The sequence below is a fragment of the Laspinema olomoucense D3b genome (genome assembly GCF_025370785.1).
Classification (GTDB): Bacteria; Cyanobacteriota; Cyanobacteriia; order Cyanobacteriales; family Laspinemataceae; genus Laspinema; species Laspinema olomoucense.
Genome location: NZ_JAMXFA010000002.1, coordinates 198,540 through 216,313 on the forward strand (window position 1 = coordinate 198,540; position 17,774 = coordinate 216,313).

8 protein-coding genes and 1 CRISPR repeat array are annotated in these 17,774 nt (G+C 48.1%); of the genes, 5 read left to right on the top strand and 3 right to left on the bottom strand.

Going from position 1 to position 17,774, the window contains the following annotated elements; all coding sequences use genetic code 11:
• The first annotated feature begins 396 nt into the window (after window positions 1-396).
• Window positions 397-4,707 (top strand): response regulator, encoded by a 4,311-nt coding sequence (locus tag NG792_RS02095; RefSeq protein WP_261200005.1) that lies wholly within the window; start codon window positions 397-399, stop codon window positions 4,705-4,707.
• On the opposite strand, the gene NG792_RS02100 is transcribed toward NG792_RS02095, so the two are convergent.
• A complete protein-coding gene (locus NG792_RS02100; RefSeq protein WP_261234332.1) occupies window positions 4,704-5,132 on the bottom strand; it encodes a hypothetical protein in 429 nt (142 codons plus the stop codon). The genes NG792_RS02095 and NG792_RS02100 overlap by 4 nt on opposite strands.
• A 322-nt stretch (window positions 5,133-5,454) precedes the next feature.
• Here NG792_RS02100 and NG792_RS02105 point away from each other — a divergent pair, with 322 nt between their 5' ends.
• Window positions 5,455-6,051, top strand: a complete 597-nt coding sequence (locus NG792_RS02105) for a peroxiredoxin (RefSeq protein WP_261200007.1) — start codon at window positions 5,455-5,457, stop codon at window positions 6,049-6,051.
• Between the two features lie 166 nt (window positions 6,052-6,217).
• The gene (locus NG792_RS02110) at window positions 6,218-6,766 is read left to right on the top strand and encodes a peroxiredoxin family protein (RefSeq protein WP_261200008.1); all 549 of its coding nucleotides are present in this window, start codon (window positions 6,218-6,220) and stop codon (window positions 6,764-6,766) included.
• A gap of 155 nt (window positions 6,767-6,921) precedes the next feature.
• On the opposite strand, the gene NG792_RS02115 is transcribed toward NG792_RS02110, so the two are convergent.
• Window positions 6,922-8,757 (bottom strand): two-component system response regulator, encoded by a 1,836-nt coding sequence (locus NG792_RS02115; RefSeq protein ID WP_261234333.1) that lies wholly within the window; start codon window positions 8,755-8,757, stop codon window positions 6,922-6,924.
• Window positions 8,754-14,243: a PAS domain S-box protein gene (locus NG792_RS02120; protein ID WP_261234334.1), complete on the bottom strand. Its 5,490-nt coding sequence runs from the start codon at window positions 14,241-14,243 to the stop codon at window positions 8,754-8,756. The genes NG792_RS02115 and NG792_RS02120 overlap by 4 nt, the downstream gene beginning before the upstream one ends.
• A 723-nt stretch (window positions 14,244-14,966) precedes the next feature.
• On the opposite strand from NG792_RS02120, the gene NG792_RS02125 reads away from it, so the two are divergent.
• Window positions 14,967-15,482 (top strand): DinB family protein, encoded by a 516-nt coding sequence (locus NG792_RS02125; RefSeq protein ID WP_261200011.1) that lies wholly within the window; start codon window positions 14,967-14,969, stop codon window positions 15,480-15,482.
• A gap of 53 nt (window positions 15,483-15,535) precedes the next feature.
• A CRISPR array of direct repeats spans window positions 15,536-16,947; the repeat unit is 37 nt; unit sequence GTTTCAATCCCTGAAAGGGATTAGGGGTCATTGAGAC.
• 393 nt (window positions 16,948-17,340) lie between these two features.
• Window positions 17,341-17,517: a hypothetical protein gene (locus NG792_RS02130; protein ID WP_261234335.1), complete on the top strand. Its 177-nt coding sequence runs from the start codon at window positions 17,341-17,343 to the stop codon at window positions 17,515-17,517.
• Window positions 17,518-17,774 lie beyond the last annotated feature (257 nt).

Genomic DNA, 17,774 nt, shown 5'->3' on the forward strand with positions numbered 1-17,774 from the left:
AAGATACGCGATCGCGGATCAACCCCTTTATAAGGATGAGGCTGTTTTATTGTAATCACATTCTGGCCTAGAGCCTCGGTATAGTAGAGGGAAGAGAACGGGGTTTCTTTCAAGCCTCTCTACTCATTAGCACCCAATTTGGACAAGAAATTGAGTTTCTTGTCCGGTTTATCAAATCGGGAACCGACACTCTAGGGGGGTGGGGGATGCCGCCAGTTCCAAACTAGGCGATACAGTAGGCCATATAGCGAACCGATCACAGATCTATAGAATTATGGAGCGATCGCGCCACTCTTATTCCGTGCAGTTAGGTCGTGCCATCATAAACGATTTCTTCGCCGGAACTACCGTTTTGGTGGATCGGTTGAGTAACGAAGATGAGGGTGTGAGCATTCTATGAAATTGCGAAAGAAAATACTGATTATAGTCGGCACGACCCTGTTAGGTCTAAATGTCGTGCTGTACGCTACAGCATCGAGTATTTTACTGGGAGACTTCAAAGAATTAGAACAGAAAGTTGTCCATCAAGATGCCGTCCGAGGCTTGCAGTCCCTCCAGGAAACCATTAACGAACTGGAATCCATCGCTCGCTATCATGCGGAATGGGACGATACCTACAGCTTTATCACCCCGGGAGATCCTAACTACGTTAACTCAAATTTTGGCAATGAAACCTTCGTTCAGTTAAAGCTGAATCTGTTGCTGATCCTGGACGAACAAAGAAAACCTGTTTTTAGCAAAGCCTTTGATTTGCAGCAAAAGACTGAAATCCCCATGCCTGGGGTGATTCAAGATTTAGCCACGGCTTATCAACAACAAGTTGAGAAAAAATTCACCGAAACCGGACACCACAACCACCCCCTCAGTGGCATTGTCCTGCTTCCCCAGGGACCGGCCCTGATTGCTGCCCAATCTATTCTCACCAGTCGAGGAGATGGTCCGTACCGGGGGACTTTATGGGTCGGACGCTTTCTGAATCAGGCGGAGATTGATCGCCTCGCGGACCTGACCCAATTATCCCTTTTGGTTTACCCGATGAGCGCTTTGCCGCCGGAATTGGAGGAGGTCAAAACCGAGTTAGAGGAGTCTTCTTCATCCCAGAGGCCCTCAGAACCCTTGCCGATGATCCAGCAGGGTCATCCCATGCGATCGCCTATCGTGGTCAAGGCCCTCAGCGAAACGGAAATGGCCGCCTATACCTCCCTTCCGGCGATCGCCAGCAATAACCGTTTACTACTGCAAGTCACCCACAATCGCGAGATTTACGCCAAAGGTAAAACCAGCATCCGCTATTTTATCGGGGCTCTGTTAGGGGTGAGTCTGGGGTTTAGTGGTCTAACCCTGCTCTTATTTGAAAAATTAGTCCTCTCGCGACTGACGGTGCTCACCCGAAAAGTTGAACGCATCGGCGACAAAGGGGACCTGTCCATGCGCGTTAAAATTGTAGGTCATGATGAACTTTCGAGTTTAGGGATGACCATCAACGGGATGCTCAAAGCCCTGCAAGAGTCCCAGTATAAGCTCAAAGAAAGTGAAGAACGCTATCGATTGATGGCGGAGAACTCCACCGATATGATTTCCCGGCATACCCCGAAAGGCAAGTTTATTTACGTCTCCCCCGCTTGTCATTCGTTATTGGGATATGAACCCGAAGAACTGATCGGCTGTAACCTCTATGACTTTTTCCATCCCGAGGATGCCAAGACCCTTGCCGAATCTTACTTGGCAATGGTCAAGGGTCAAGTCAGTTATACCGTTAGCTACCGGATCCGCCATAAATATGGTCATTACCTGTGGTTTGAAAGTACCAGTCGCACGGTTCGCAATCCCCAGACGGATCAAATCGAAGAATTAGTCGCCATTTCCCGGGATATCACCGAACGCCATCAAACCGATGAGGAACTGCGGGAAAGTGAAGCCTCGATTAGAGCGCTTTATAAAATTACTTCTTCCCGTAAACTCAGCTTTGAGCAAAGGTTGCAACGGTTGCTCAGCATGGGAAAACGGCGCTTTGGGTTGCCGGTGGCAATTTTATCTCGGATTAAAGGCGATCGCTATGAAATCATGGCAGTTGAATCCCCGGATAATACCCTGCAACCCGGCGATCGCTTCCCCTTGAGTCAAACCTACTGTCGTGAAACCCTCCGCCTGAAAGAACCCCTCTATTTTGAATCCGTTAGTGTCACGCGCTGGCACAACAACCCTACCCAAACCGCCTTTCCCCAAGAAGCTTATATCGGGACAAGGGTGATTGTCGGGGGCAAAATTTATGGCACCCTCAGCTTTTCCAGTAGCACTCCCCTGGGACGCCCGTTTAAAGCCGTCGATAAAGAACTGCTCAAACTCATGGCGCAGTGGATTGGCAGTGAAATCGAGCGTCGTGCTGCCGCTGCGGATTTAGCCCGGGCTAGGGACGAGGCCCTCGCTGCCACTCGTGCCAAAAGCGAATTCCTCGCCACCATGAGCCACGAAATCCGCACCCCTATGAATGCTGTAATAGGCATGACCGGATTACTCCTGGATACCGACCTCAACCCCGAACAGCGTGATTTTGTGGAAACTGTCCGCGCCAGTGGGGATGCCCTGCTCACCATTATTAACGATATCCTCGACTTCTCCAAAATTGAGTCGGGGAAACTCGACCTGGAACAGCAACCCTTTAATCTGCGCTCCTGTATTGAGGATTCCCTGGATTTACTTGCCTCCAGAGCAGCGGAAAAAGGAGTAGAGTTGGCCTATCTCATCGAACCCTCTACTCCGGAAATGATTATCGGCGATGTGACCCGAGTCCGGCAAATCTTGGTGAATTTGCTCAGTAATGCGGTGAAATTCACCGAAAAAGGAGAAGTAGTGGTCTCGGTGAGTGCCTCGAATATTCCTCCCCAACAGGCCGAAGGAATCGGGACGGATAGCTTAATCCTCAAGGCGCAGGAGACTAGGAACGGTCATCTCCCCAAGGATCGGAACCCGGATATCAGCACCAGCAACCCCTTATGTCAAATTCAATTTACCGTGTCTGATACCGGCATCGGCATTCCCCCAGAACGGATGAATCGCCTATTTAAGTCTTTTTCCCAGGTAGATTCCTCAACTACTCGCGAGTATGGTGGCACGGGGTTAGGTTTAGCCATCAGCAAGCGTCTGAGCGAACTGATGGGGGGTCGGATGTGGGTGGTCAGTGGCGAGGGAGTCGGTGGCGACCCGGACCCGGCCTTTCAATGGCCGATCGCCCCCGCCATTGCTGACAACTTCTCCCCTCGAACCGACCCCGAGCAAAGTATCTTTACTTTGACCGATGCCAAATCCGATCATCCCGATACCCCACCCACGGGTTCGACGTTCTATTTCACGGTGATGGCAACTCCAGCGGTCAATCCTTTGCCGGTGGACCTGAATGGCACTCAACCGTCTTTGGCCGGTAAGCGGGTGCTGATTGTGGATGATAATGCTACAAACCGCCAAATTTTAACTCGTCAAGCCTTGTTTTGGGGGATGAAGCCTAAGGCCGCGAGTTCGGCCCGGGAAGCCTTGGATTGGCTGCAAAACTCGGAAATCTTTGACATTGCCATTCTGGATATGCAAATGCCTCAAATGGATGGGATTACGCTGGCGTCCTACATCCGAGGAATTGTCAAAAATCGTGAATTCCCCCTGGTGATGCTGACTTCTATTGGCAGACAGGAAGTGGACTTGCCTCATAAGGTCCCCTTTGCTGCATTTCTGAATAAGCCGATTAAACAATCCTATCTGTACAATGTGTTGGCGGGAATTTTTGGGGGAGTGCCGATTCTTTCTCGTCCAGTTCTGATGAACGCCCTCGCCATTGACCCCCAGATGGCTCAACACAAACCGTTACGCATTTTGTTGGCGGAGGATCATTTAGTCAATCAAAAGGTGGCCCTGCAAATTTTGCATCGGTTGGGGTATCGCGCTGATGTGGCGGGGAATGGGATGGAAGTGTTGCAAGCGTTGGACCGGCAGCATTATGATGTGGTCCTGATGGATGTTCATATGCCGGAAATGGATGGGTTGGCGGCAACTCGGCAAATTTGTGAAGATGCCCGAGATGGCCGACTGCTGCATAAACCGCGAATTATTGCGATGACGGCGAATGCGATGCAGGGCGATCGCGAACTTTGTCTGGAAGCGGGGATGGATGACTATATCAGTAAGCCCATCCGTATGCCGGAATTAGTGGAAGCGCTGGCCCTGTGTCCCTTGGATTCAGACCATTCCCCCCTTATGACGCCGACTTTATCCCGAGCCGATGGGGAGGCTCCAGGGTCGGAATTAGCCCGGTCTGGTCCCGAACATCCTCCGGCTTCCCCGTCCAAGGCGATCGCTCCCCCGGTTCTGAATCCGGCAATGTTAGCCTCGTTACGGGATATTGAGGCCCTGGAAGAGGTGATCGAGATTTATTTAGAGGAGTCTCCCAAGCTGATTGACCTGCTGACGGTGGCGATCGCCCAGGATGATAGTTTTGAACTGCAAGAAGCAGCGCACTCGCTGAAATCAACGAGTGCGGCAGTGGGTGCAATGAGTTTGGCAGATCTGAGTCAGCAACTTGAATCCATTGGGCGATCGCACCACAACTCCAACACCCCTCCCCCCCCAGAAGTCACGGATATTTTCTCTGACCTGATTATGGAATACCAACGGGTCAAAACCGCACTGAACTGGGAACTGGAACAGGGAGAATCCAGCTAGTTGGGATTTTGGGTAATCGAGAGGGTGTAGCTATGCTGTCCTCCCGCAAGGTCGCCAATATAGATTTGATAAGTCCCAACGGTCCATAAACCAGACATTTCCGGCTTTTCTCCTACGGTACTATCGGCAAGTATGCAAAACCGTCCAGTGGGACCTTCAATTAATAAGGTGGGTTCTCCGGCACTTTCGACTCTTAACCGGAGATAGGGGAACTGCTGTCCGACTTCCAGGGTTTGACTGGGTTGCTCAGAAATGCTGCCACAGTCACTTTTTTGCACTCCACCGGATGTCCCTTGGAGTTGGATCGGATCGCTACTCAACTGGGGTTGCAGTTGGACTACTTCTGCATGAAGTCGATGGGGGGCGATCGCGGCTAAAAGGACCGCGAACAGAGGCGCAATCAGGGTGCGAGTGGGTAGTTGCATAGATTATTTCCCCTTGGGGTTTAAAAAGCTTTTTTGGTAATCTCTACTACTTACAGACGCTCAGCATTTTCATCCGTTCCGATCGCCAGAGGCAACTCGGATTCGAGCAATCCCCATTTTCACTATCATTATAGATTTTAAATTGACAGGTCGCCAGATGAGCAATCCTCCCCAGACAACCCTACTCAAAATCGTTATGATTATGATATTCTTGTAACGGTTCGTAAAGAATCGGGCGCGTTGATCGCCGTGAGCGTGCTTTCCAAGCCTACGCCCTAGCCTGTTCGCGCCAGTTAACCCTCATAACATGGAGAATCAAACAATGACCGAAGGATGTATCCGCGTCGGCCAACAGGCCCCCGACTTCACCGCCACCGCCGTTGTGGATCAAGAGTTCAAAACCATCAAACTCTCGGACTACCGGGGTAAATATGTGGTGTTGTTCTTCTATCCCCTGGACTTTACCTTTGTTTGTCCGACGGAAATTACCGCTTTTAGCGACAGTCATGGAAGCTTCAGCCAACTGAACACCGAAGTGTTGGGTGTATCGGTTGACAGTGAATTTTCTCACCTGGCTTGGATCCAAACCGATCGCAAATCTGGGGGTCTGGGCGACTTGAACTATCCTCTGGTTTCCGATATCAAGAAGGAAATTAGTTCCGCTTACAATGTCCTCGATCCTGAAGCGGGAATCGCTCTGCGTGGACTGTTTATCATCGACAAAGACGGTGTGATCCAGCACGCCACTATCAATAACCTGGCATTTGGCCGTAATGTCGAAGAAACTCTGCGGATTCTGCAAGCTATCCAGCACGTTCAAACTCACCCCGATGAAGTTTGTCCCGCAGGTTGGCAACCCGGTGCGAAGACGATGAACCCGGATCCCAAGAAGTCTAAAGAATTCTTTGCGGCTATCTAATTGGCGGGATTGGCATCGGAGGCGATCGCGATTGGAACTTGATCGGCGATCGCCCTTTAATCCTTTGAAACCCAACTCTTTCCCCAAGCTACTTCAGCAGGGATTGAGTTGGGTTTAAAATTTATGCAGGATTTTCTTTAATGAATGGGATCAAGAGGCTTAAACTATGTTGACATCTACGGATTTTAGAGGATTACTCAATCAACGCTTTTTCAATAATTTTCTGCCGGTTCCTGCTCTCAATAAACTCTACCCGGCAGTCTGTCCCCCTGACTTTCAACTTCCTCATGTCAACGGGGAGGGTTCGATTCGCCTTTCTGAATACCGAGAAAAACAACCTGTCATTCTCTATTTTACTCGCATTTTTACGGAAAAACAATATTGTCCACTGTGTTTTCCTCACATTAAAGCCATGAATACGGCTTATGAGCAGTTTGTAGAAGCGGGTGCGGAAGTGTTATTAATCACGAGTACCGATGAACGTCAAACTCAAATTGTCATCCGGGATTTGGGATTAAAAATGCCGGTGTTGTGCGATCCGAGTTGTTTAGTTTTTCGGGCTTATGGGACCGGACAAGCTCTGGGTGCACCGTTACCAGCACAGTATCTACTCGATGTGGAAGGTAAGTTACGGTTTAAGCATCTGTTTTCCTTTTTAGAACCGAATGCTCAAGTGAGCCGCTTGTTAGAGCAATTACAGCAACTTAAAGGGTGATCCAGACGATCGCTGGGTATTTGGGTCTGGGGTACAGAGTAGGGGTGACAAACCGGGTTTTGGGAGAACCTCTGTCGCACTCAGCAACAAAGAAACGGCCAATAACCCGGTTTCGGGTCTAGGCTGGGACTCTAACACTGTACCCAGTCCGGGGGTTACCACTGGGGAGAACGGGCTAACAATTCGGCGATCGCCTCTGGATCTAAGGGTTTAGAAAAGAGGTATCCCTGGGCGAAATCACAGCCTAATCCTCGGAGTTTTTCTAATTGGATGGGAGTTTCCACCCCTTCGGCGATCGCAATCATGCCCATTGTGTGAGCGATTCCGATAATACCGGGAACCAATCCGCACTGATGTTCCGGGTCATCAATGCGCTTGATAAAAGAGCGATCGATTTTTAGGACATTGACGGGAAATTCTTCTAGGTAACTTAAGGAAGAATAGCCGGTCCCAAAGTCATCAATGCTTAATTCAATATGGCAGTCGCGAATTTGGTGGAGAATGTCCAGGGTGGCTTGGTTTTTATTGGCGATCGCACTTTCAGTAATTTCCAGTTTAATCATTTGAGGATTGATTTGGGTGGCTTCCAGGAGTTCCCGCAGATGCTGGATAAACGAAAATTGTAGAAAATGCCGCGCTGATAAATTGACACTACAAGTTACCTTGTCATTAATCAGGTTTTGATGTTGCCACGCTTGGAGTTGTCGAACAGATTCCTGTAATACCCACAGATCAATACTGGCGATTAAACCCGTTTCTTCGGCGACGGGGATAAAGTCGATGGGAGAGATAAATCCCCGGGTAGGATGTTGCCAGCGCACGAGGGCTTCAAAGCCGTAAATTTTGCCCGTAGTTAGGGAAATAATCGGCTGATAATAAACTTTAAATTCCTGCCGTTCGACGGCCCGTCGCAAGTCATTTTCAAGCTGGAGACGGTTTAACGCCTCATCATGCATGGCGGGATCGAAGATGTAATATTGGCCTTTTCCGAGGGCTTTGGCGCGGTACATGGCGGTGTCTGCATCCCGGAGGAGATATTCGGGTTTTTCGTGGTAGAAACTCCCCAGGGTAATGCCGATACTGGCATTAATAAAAACTTCATAGCGGGAGAGTTGAAAGGGTTCGGTTAAAGAGTTTAAGATGCGATCGGCGATACTTTGTGCCCGGTCGAGGGTGGGGAGTTCTTCCACGAGGACTGCAAATTCATCGCCGCCTAACCGGGCTAAGGTATCTTCTTCTCGGAGGGCGGATTGGAGGCGTTTACCAATAGCAATCAGGAGTTCATCTCCGACGATATGACCGAGAGAATCGTTGACGACTTTAAAGCGATCGCAGTCTAAAAAGAGGACGGCAAACTGATAGTGGGGGTTAGCTTTTCGGAAGGCGATCGCCTGGTCCAATCGTTCCATAAATAACACCCGATTGGGTAGATTTGTCAAGGGGTCATGAAGGGCTAAATGGAGTAACCGTTCTTGGAGTTGCTTACGTTCCTTGATTTCCTGAATCAGCTCTTGATTAGACTGTTCTAACTGGAGGGTGCGTTCTTGGACGCGAGTTTCCAGTTCTGCATTGAGTTGCTGAATTTTTAATTCGGCATCCCGGCGCAGGAGTTGGGTTTGGATGCGAGCTAAAACCTCTTCTAATTGGAAGGGTTTACTAATGTAATCGATTCCGCCAACATTAAAGGCTTTGACTTTATCAAAAGCATCATCTAAGGCACTCAAAAAAATTACAGGAACTTCGCGAGTAGCCTCATTTGCTTTTAAAATTTCACAAACTTGATACCCGGTCATATCCGGCATCATGATATCCAGTAAAATCAGGTCAGGGACGACAATCCGACAGGCTTTGAGGGCCATTTGACCGTTTAAGGCTTTGCGAACTTTATATCCTTCCTCGGTTAAAATCGTGGCCAGATAGCGCAGATTATCTTGGGTATCATCCACGATTAGAATATCTTTTTGGAGCATTTGAACAGGTTCGGCGTTCATTGGCCCTCCTGTTGAGTCAATTGTTCAATGAGATCAAACTGATAGTTATGGGCTAACTCGGCTAAGGCTTGGGATAAATGGGACAGATCCGGGGGAATCTCTTCGAGTAAGCGTAATATCAAATCATCGCTGCATTGCATGGCTGCATCAGAAAGCTGATAAATCCAACTTTCGGGCATAACTTTTAAAGCCTCCGGGGAGAGGGAATACAGGGGTTTAGAACTATCGGGCTGTGAGCGGTTCAGGTCGTCTGGGGAGAGGTCTTCAAAAATATAGTCAATATTCAAATATTGGCCGATGGTTTCTAGCAACAATTCTTCTTGAAACGGCTTACGAATGAAGTCATCGCAACCGGCATCTAAAATCATTTTTCTTTCTTCCTCAAAAGCACTGGCGGTTAAAGCGACAATGGTCGTTTTTTGACCCTGAACGGTATTTTTAATATGTCGGGTGGCTTCATAACCATCCATGACCGGCATTTGCATATCCATTAAAATTAAGTGAGGTTTCCAACTTTCATAAACCGCGATCGCCGCTTGGCCGTTCTCCGCCTCTTGCACTTGAAATCCGAGGGATTTCAAGATTGTCTTCAACAACAGACGACTCTCAAAGGCATCATCTACGACTAAGATGCGAGATTCATTGGCTTTAGCTTGAGGGGCGATCGCCACTGGACGGCGCTTGTTTTGGCGAGTTTGAATCTCTGCCTCGCTACTCGGTGCGATCGCCACGGCAAAGGCAAACACCGTTCCTTGACCCACGGTGCTGGTAACCTGAATATCGCCTCCCATTAATTGTACGAACTTTCGGCTAATTGGTAAACCCAGGCCCGTCCCTTGCTGCGATTTCCGTCCTGTTTCTGTTTGTCCAAAGGGTTCAAACAATTTCCCCATCTCCTCCGGGGCGATACCTGGACCTGTATCCTCAATTTCCAAATATAAGAATTTACCCTGATTACTGGAGTTTGAAAAATCCGCCTCCCCAGGATTGACCATAGTCGAGGCATCTTTCACCTCAATGCGGAGAATAACGCGACCTGTTTCAGTAAACTTAATGGCATTCCCTACAATATTAATCAAAACCTGACGTAACTTACTCTCATCAGTTTTCACAAACTGAGGAAGGGCATTGCACCCCTCAAATATAATCTGGAGTTGCTTAGACTCCGCCTTGAGCTGAAACATCTCATTTAAGGATTTCAGCAAATTAATTAAGTCAAAATTGACCGGATTAAAACTCATTCTGCCCGCTTCAATTTTAGACATTTCCAACACATCATTAATCAAGGCTAAAAGATGCCCCCCTGCCCGATTAATAATTTTTAAATGCTCGTGATTTTCAGGTTTCAGGGAGGAATCCCGGGCCAAAACTTGAGTAAACCCCAAAATTGCATTCAGGGGAGTTCGCAGTTCATGGCTCATATTCGCTAGGAACTCACTTTTGGCCCGGTTAGCGGCATCCGCAGCGAGGGCGGCTTTTTGCAGGGCCTGGGATTGTCGCTGAGTTTTTTCCAGTAATTCTGCTTGCTGTAGGGCCACTCCCAACTGATTGCCAATTTGAACCACGACTTTAATTTCGGCTTCCTTCCAGTGGCGAGGACCGCTATTTTGATAGCTGGCTAATAATCCCCAGAGTTTATTGCCGGAAAAAATAGGAACAATAATATAGGCTTTGGCTTGAAATTGCTCTAGGATATTGAGGTAAGATTCATCAAAGCCCGCATTGTAAACATCTTCTACCGCCAAATAGGTCAAACCTAAATTCCACTCTTCAGTTCGGGCAGATTGCATATAGCAATCTTCTAGCACAACCTCGTTGTCCCCTAGCAAATCCGAGTCGCTTCCGGTTAGTTTCACGGCAGTTTCGGGTAAATCCTGAAGGTTATCCATTAAAGAAATCCATTCTGGACCCGTGGATTCGGCGACCACCTCACCTCGCCAGTCGTCATGAAAATGGTGAACTAAAACGCGATCGCACTTAAGCACCTGGCGCAATTCCCGCGTGGTTGCGGAAAAAATCGTTTCCAAATCCAGGGTTTCGCGCATTCGTTGAATCACTTGGGAAAGTGCGCGTTCTCGTTCCACACTTTCCTGTAACGCTGCTTCGGCTTTTTTGCGTTCTGTAATATCCGTTAAAGTGCCGGTGAGGCGATAAGCTTCCCCCTCTTCATTCCGGATACATTTCCCCTTCACTTCCACCCAAATCCAACTCTTATCTTTCCGTTCCATGCGGTGGGTATGATAATAGTAAAGGGGATTTTGCCCTTGCACATGGTCTTGCAAGGTTTGCATCGCTACAGACAAATCGTCCGGGTGAACCTTGTTAAACCAAGTGCTAACCCGATAAGGTAATTCCCCCTCTTCATAGCCTAAAATTTGCATCCAAACTGGGGAATAATAAATCTGGTCATTTTTCAAATCCCAATCCCAAATCCCATCATTCGTCCCGGATACGGCTAATTTAAACCGTTCCTCACTTTCCCTGAGTGCATCTTCAGCCCGTTTGCGTTCTAGGAGTTCAGTTTTAGCTTGCTCAAATAGGGTACATTGTTGAATTGCGATCGACAATTGCACCGAAAGCTGACGGAGGGATTCAATTTCCGATTCATGCCATTGTCTTTCGCCGCTACAGTGATGAGCAATCAGCAATCCCCATAATTGTTCCCCTTGTCGCAGAGGAACCACGAGATTCGCTTGAACTGCAAACTGACTGAGAAGTTCGACATGACATTCGGAAAGTCCAGCGGTGTGAATATTATCAATGGTCCGAATTCGACCTTGCGCGTACAGGGGAATATGGGTTTCAATGAAACAGCGGTCTTCGATTTCAATTCCTTTGACGGACATCCAGTCAGAACCCACCGATTCAACGGCAATCACTCCACCCCAGTTGGGGTTAAAACGATAAATTAAAATTCGGTCCGTGGCTAAAAATTTCCGAACTTCGTTGACGGCAGTTTCAAGGACTTCTTCCAGGTCCAGAGAGGAGCGAATCCGTTCCTGAATTGAACTGACCAGACGTTCCCGTTTAAGCTGCTGCTGTAAGGCAATTTCCGCCCGTTTGCGTTCGCTGATATCGGTAATGGTGCCGAGATAGCCCTGAACTTTCCCATCATCGCCGATTTCGGCGATCGCCTGACCGATCGCCCAAACCACAATCCCATCAGGACGGACAAACCGATATTCTGACTTAAACGGAACCCGAGTTTCAGCGGCTAAAAACCACTCCGATTGCACCCGCTTCAAATCATCGGGATGGAGATTTGCAATCCAACTTTTGCCGATCGCCCCTTCTAAAGAAAGTCCCGTCAACTCACTCCACCGCTGGTTAACATAAAGACAATTTCCCTGAGCATCCGTATGAAAAATACAAACCGGAGAGGCTTCAGCTAGGGTTTGATAGCGCCGCTGACTCTCATCTAAGGCAGCTTCCGCAGATTTTCGAGGCGTAATATCTTTGTGGGTACCGCTCATGCGTAAGGGGATGCCAGATGGGTCTCGTTCTACTACTTTACCCCGAGACAGAATCCATTTCCATTCCCCAGACTTCGCTCGCATCCGTAATTCCCGTTCATACACCGGGAGAATTCCCTTTAAATGGTCTTGTAACGCCTCCAGGGTGGGCTTACGGTCCTCTGGATGTAACAACAACTCCCACATTTGATAGTGATTACCTATTTCCTCAACTTCATACCCCAGCATCCCTTTCCATTGCGGATCAAAATAGGTTTTTCCCGTGGGGATTTGCCAATCCCAGATGCCTAATTCACTGCCTTCTAAGGCTAGTTGTAACCGCCGTTCACTCTCACTCAGGGCAGCTTCTGCGACCTTTTGACCAATGGAGGAACCTAACTGAGTGGCAACTGCTCCTACTAAGGCGATCGCTCGTTCATCTCGGGGACTTTCCCTGCGTTTAAAGAAGGTTAAAACGGCTAAAATCCCATTGCCTCGAATAATGGGGACTGCAAAACTGGCTTTTAATCCCTGTTTGAGTGCTGTTAAAGCATCGGCGAGGGGTTCGGTTTCCTCGGTTAAATTTTCAATCCATTCCGGTTGGCGTGACTCCCACACTCTTCCGGGAAGTCCTTCCCCAAACCGATAGATCCGGGGTTCCCGTAGCAGGCGGAACTCTTCCACATCGGGTTCGGGGTAATACCAACCGGGACGATAGGTGAGGGAGTGGTGATTGGCGTCGGGAAGCCAAGCCTCGGCCACATCCCAATTAATGGTAATGCAAATTGAGCGTAATACGGAGGCTAAAGCACTTTCTAAATCCGGTGCATGACGGATGGCTTGATTTGTATCTAATAGCAGCCGAATTTCATCTTCACTTTGCTTGCGATCGCTAATATTACTGAAGGTGCAAACGACTCGTTCAACCTCGCCGGAGGAGCCGATGTGGGGGTCCATATTTAGCAGCAACCATACGGTGTCTTTTTTCCCCCACCGGCAGATTCCCGTGACTTGATTGTGCACAGGTTGACCCAGGGCGATCGCCTGATTAAGGGGATGCTGTTCTTGAATCAAAATCGTTCCATCCAAAGAAAGAATCTGCCAGTTCAACTCAAAAGCACTTTTCCCCTGTAACTCGGTTTCCGAGAGATCCAGCAGTTCCCTGACGAGAGGATTGCTCAATAAAATAGTGCCTTTGGCATCCAGAAGTAATACTCCAACGGGCATATTTTCGACTAACGTTCGGAACCGGGTTTCACTTTCCTGGAGGGCCTGTTCTCGTAACATCTGGGATTGATAACGGCGATCGACCAAAGAGGTAATCAGGGTTCCCACCAGCAGAATCAGCGTTCCCAGACCGATTTGCATTGCTAACCAGGATTGGTCCGCACCTTCAATCCGCATCGCTTCTGGGTGGGAAATTGCCGCAAAACAGGTGGCCCACATTCCGGTATAGTGCATCCCGGCGATCGCCACGCCCATAATCCCTGCACTCCCCACTTTCAGCCATTCCCGGTGAGGACTGAGGGAGTCGCGAACCTGAAATGCCAACCGTAACGCCGCAGTGGAGGCAAAAATGGCGACTGCCACGGAAAGGGTGACCCCCCAGGGGTTGTAATGCAGGGTTGCCGGGACCTGGACTGCCGCCATTCCTAGATAATGCATCGAAGCGATCGCCAATCCCATGACCACACCCCCTCCCACCAGGAGGCGGACCTTCAACTGCTGACGATTGTACAGCAACATCGCCAAAGCCGAAGCCACAATTGCATCCACCCAAGACAACAGGGTGAGAGGGATATTGTATGCTGTGGGGACAGGCAACTGGAACGCCAACATCGCGATAAAATGCATCGACCAGATGCCAGTTCCCATTGCCACAGCACCCCCCACACTCCAGATTAAGCGCGATCGCCCCGAAGATTTCGGATTCACTCGTCCGGCTAAATCTAACGCCGTGTAAGAAGCAACGGCACCAATTATAAATGAAAGGGCGACTAAAACCGGCTCATACTGACCCCGAATCGTATCCATAATTGTCCCTAATTGTCCTTAATTATCCCTGACATTGACTTGCTTTCGTAAAAAATATTGTAGAATTCAGCGCAATTATTAACCCGTTTTTGTTAGTTTTAGTTAAAATTAATTATTAATACACTACTTTATTTTTTTAAGTTAACAATACAACAATCTCTAAGGGCCAATTATAAACTATCTCAAAAGGGGTCCAATAGTCACCGCTCTTTTTGAGAACGGCACTACTTCCAAGAAGCCCCTCAGTGTTGCCTTTGAATCCGCCTTCGATTAACTCGTAAAGCAGAGTGGGAATATGCCTGTCTTGGAGGCACTCCAACCCTCTATCATTCTAGTCCACCCCTGAGTAAGGGCGGAGTGACCCTATTAAGTATTTTTCACTGGACCCTAGACTAACCCGATCCTCCGTCAACCCCAAACAATGCCCAACTATCAGACAAGCCGCTTGGTAGTGGGGCTAACAAAATAAACGGAGGGTTTTCCAAGTATTTAGTGGGTTACAACTGAATTTAAGATATAGCATTTCCACCAGTGATGAGGTACGTTTTTGGAGTGCGATCGCCAAGAGTGCCGGAGGCATCACATCTTGCTCATTTTTTTGAAGTTAAACTCATTTAGGTGCGCTATAGCAAGGTCCGGGTTAAGCAGCGATCGCCTCCTTCCGTCAGCAGTTTAGTCCAACTTCATCGGATAATCAAAATGCCGTATTAAGCACCGATAATTATGCACCACCGGAACACCTATCAACTGATGGCTGAATATAATTGCTGGATGAACCAGAATATTTATCAAGTTTGCGAGTCAATTCCCGACGAACAACGCAAGCAAGATAGGGGAGCATTTTTCAAGTCAATTCATGGAACCTTGAACCATCTGCTTTATGGAGATAAAGTTTGGATGGGGCGATTTACCAATCAGCCATTTTTGGGGACATCCCTCTCACAAGAATTGTATGCAGATTTTGCCGAATTGAGAGCCGAACGGGAACAGACAGACCAGCAAATTTTAGACTGGTCCAAGAGTCTGGACCCGGACTGGTTAAATCAACCGTTTGAATATGTCAGTCAGTCGGACCAGAAACAGCGCGTCATGCCTGCCTGGATTTTGGTGACGCATCTGTTCAACCATCAAACTCATCATCGAGGGCAGGTGACTACCTTGATTAAACAACTTGGGTATGAACCCGGGGTGACTGATATTCCTTGGATGCCCGGGGTGAGTGGGTTGGGTTCGGAATGATTCGCGAAGGTGCAATGGGAGGGGAATAGATTTATCCGTTGGAACAGTTGCAAGTTTCAATCCCTGAAAGGGATTAGGGGTCATTGAGACCTGAGATTAGCTGGCTTAACAACTCCCAGATTCAGGTTTCAATCCCTGAAAGGGATTAGGGGTCATTGAGACGGGGTTGCGCTGCTGGTAGTGCGATCGCACCCGGGTTTCAATCCCTGAAAGGGATTAGGGGTCATTGAGACTGTTTGGGTTTCCCGGAATTCCGTCATTTAAAATGTTTCAATCCCTGAAAGGGATTAGGGGTCATTGAGACTAATTAACAAAAGTCGCCCAATGGTACTAGATTATCGTTTCAATCCCTGAAAGGGATTAGGGGTCATTGAGACTTGGGCAAGTTGGGAATTGGCAAGGTAAAATTGTTCGTTTCAATCCCTGAAAGGGATTAGGGGTCATTGAGACGGAATTTGACCACCCCATCGGTAGCTCTTACTATTCGTTTCAATCCCTGAAAGGGATTAGGGGTCATTGAGACAAATTCTACTCACGATGCAATCATTTCCAATCCGTTTCAATCCCTGAAAGGGATTAGGGGTCATTGAGACTTGTAGCCTCGTCTGATAATGTAGGTGATTATCTGTTTCAATCCCTGAAAGGGATTAGGGGTCATTGAGACGGAGAAGCACTTTTGTTGTCCGCAAGGAAAATTCAACTGGTTTCAATCCCTGAAAGGGATTAGGGGTCATTGAGACTCTTTAACCCAACAACGAGCGTATTCAAGCGCTTCGTGTTTCAATCCCTGAAAGGGATTAGGGGTCATTGAGACGTTAAAATCAAGCTTTTAACGAACATCTATATCTAGTTTCAATCCCTGAAAGGGATTAGGGGTCATTGAGACACCGATCAGCATATTATGGTCCCATCTCTCATCTAAGGGTTTCAATCCCTGAAAGGGATTAGGGGTCATTGAGACCCTCCGAATTTAGCCTCTCAACAGTTGTGGTGGGTTTCAATCCCTGAAAGGGATTAGGGGTCATTGAGACCACTTATCAAAGTCGGTAGAGCTATCCCCCAATCGGTTTCAATCCCTGAAAGGGATTAGGGGTCATTGAGACAGCAATTCGAGGATGAGTTATACCAGTATTGCCTAGTTTCAATCCCTGAAAGGGATTAGGGGTCATTGAGACTTGTAAATTTGGTCCCAATAACGATGTTGTCCGCCTGTTTCAATCCCTGAAAGGGATTAGGGGTCATTGAGACGAACAAAAGCAAAATATGTGGGATACGGCAGTAGAGTTTCAATCCCTGAAAGGGATTAGGGGTCATTGAGACGGATGATGGGAATATTGCGGCTATCTGTGAGTTTCTGGGTTTCAATCCCTGAAAGGGATTAGGGGTCATTGAGACGTGATTGCGCTGCTAGTAGCCCTGGCGGGAGGTGTTTCAATCCCTGAAAGGGATTAGGGGTCATTGAGACCGCCGGTATTTGAAACCCTTGCTATATAAAGTTTTCAAGGTGCATTTGCGCGAACCTAGATTTAAAATACCATTACAGCCTGTGATTTGTAAATAGGTTAAATTCATTTTTCTCTCAAATCCTCTTCCCGTATAGCTTTCAGCAGTTGCGCGAACCGGGTGGAAGGGGAAAAAGACTCAATGCCTTATCTAGTCAGGATTTCAGTCTCAAATTTTGTCCCCTGGTTTTCTACAGCTTAGGGTTCGCGCAAACGAGATAAAAATTTAGGTGGGGTCCCTCGGGTTTAAAGCCCCTGACGCATCCTCTCTACATGGACTCAATGGAGCAAAAGGGCTTTCCTATTTTTAAGTTTAACAGAACTAGGCGGTCAATCGGGTTCAACCGACTTATTCTATGGGGCCGCCAACGTTTGAACCCCTGCCCGATTTAGCGATGAAGTTTCAACTCCCACCGGATTTACGCCCTCATTCCACAGGCGATCGCCCCTTGCCAACTGTTAAATTTTGTCAAAGAAACGCGAATTCCCTCTCAAACCCTGATTCCCTCGTGGGAAATGTCAAAAAACCATAGAAAACTGATCCGGCGCTTCAGGGTATATCCGTTAGAATTTTCCTTAAGAAGCGATACCATAGTGTCTTTTTGACTAAAAATCATCAGACCTAGGGTTGAATCCCTAAACCCAAACTCACGGAACCTTTAACAGTCATTTGTCATTTGTCATTGGTCCTCTGTCATTTGTCATTTGTTAAGGGACCAAGGACCAAGGACCAAGGACCAAGGACCAAGGACCAAGGACCAAGGACCAAGGACCAAGGACCAAGGACCAA

Coding starts and splice junctions, on each gene's coding strand:
- NG792_RS02130 (WP_261234335.1), top strand. CDS start 17,341: ATGGGGCCGCCAACGTTTGAACCCCTGCCCGATTTAGCGATGAAGTTT.
- NG792_RS02110 (WP_261200008.1), top strand. CDS start 6,218: ATGTTGACATCTACGGATTTTAGAGGATTACTCAATCAACGCTTTTTC.
- NG792_RS02100 (WP_261234332.1), bottom strand. CDS start 5,132: ATGCAACTACCCACTCGCACCCTGATTGCGCCTCTGTTCGCGGTCCTT.
- NG792_RS02095 (WP_261200005.1), top strand. CDS start 397: ATGAAATTGCGAAAGAAAATACTGATTATAGTCGGCACGACCCTGTTA.
- NG792_RS02105 (WP_261200007.1), top strand. CDS start 5,455: ATGACCGAAGGATGTATCCGCGTCGGCCAACAGGCCCCCGACTTCACC.
- NG792_RS02115 (WP_261234333.1), bottom strand. CDS start 8,757: ATGAACGCCGAACCTGTTCAAATGCTCCAAAAAGATATTCTAATCGTG.
- NG792_RS02120 (WP_261234334.1), bottom strand. CDS start 14,243: ATGGATACGATTCGGGGTCAGTATGAGCCGGTTTTAGTCGCCCTTTCA.
- NG792_RS02125 (WP_261200011.1), top strand. CDS start 14,967: ATGCACCACCGGAACACCTATCAACTGATGGCTGAATATAATTGCTGG.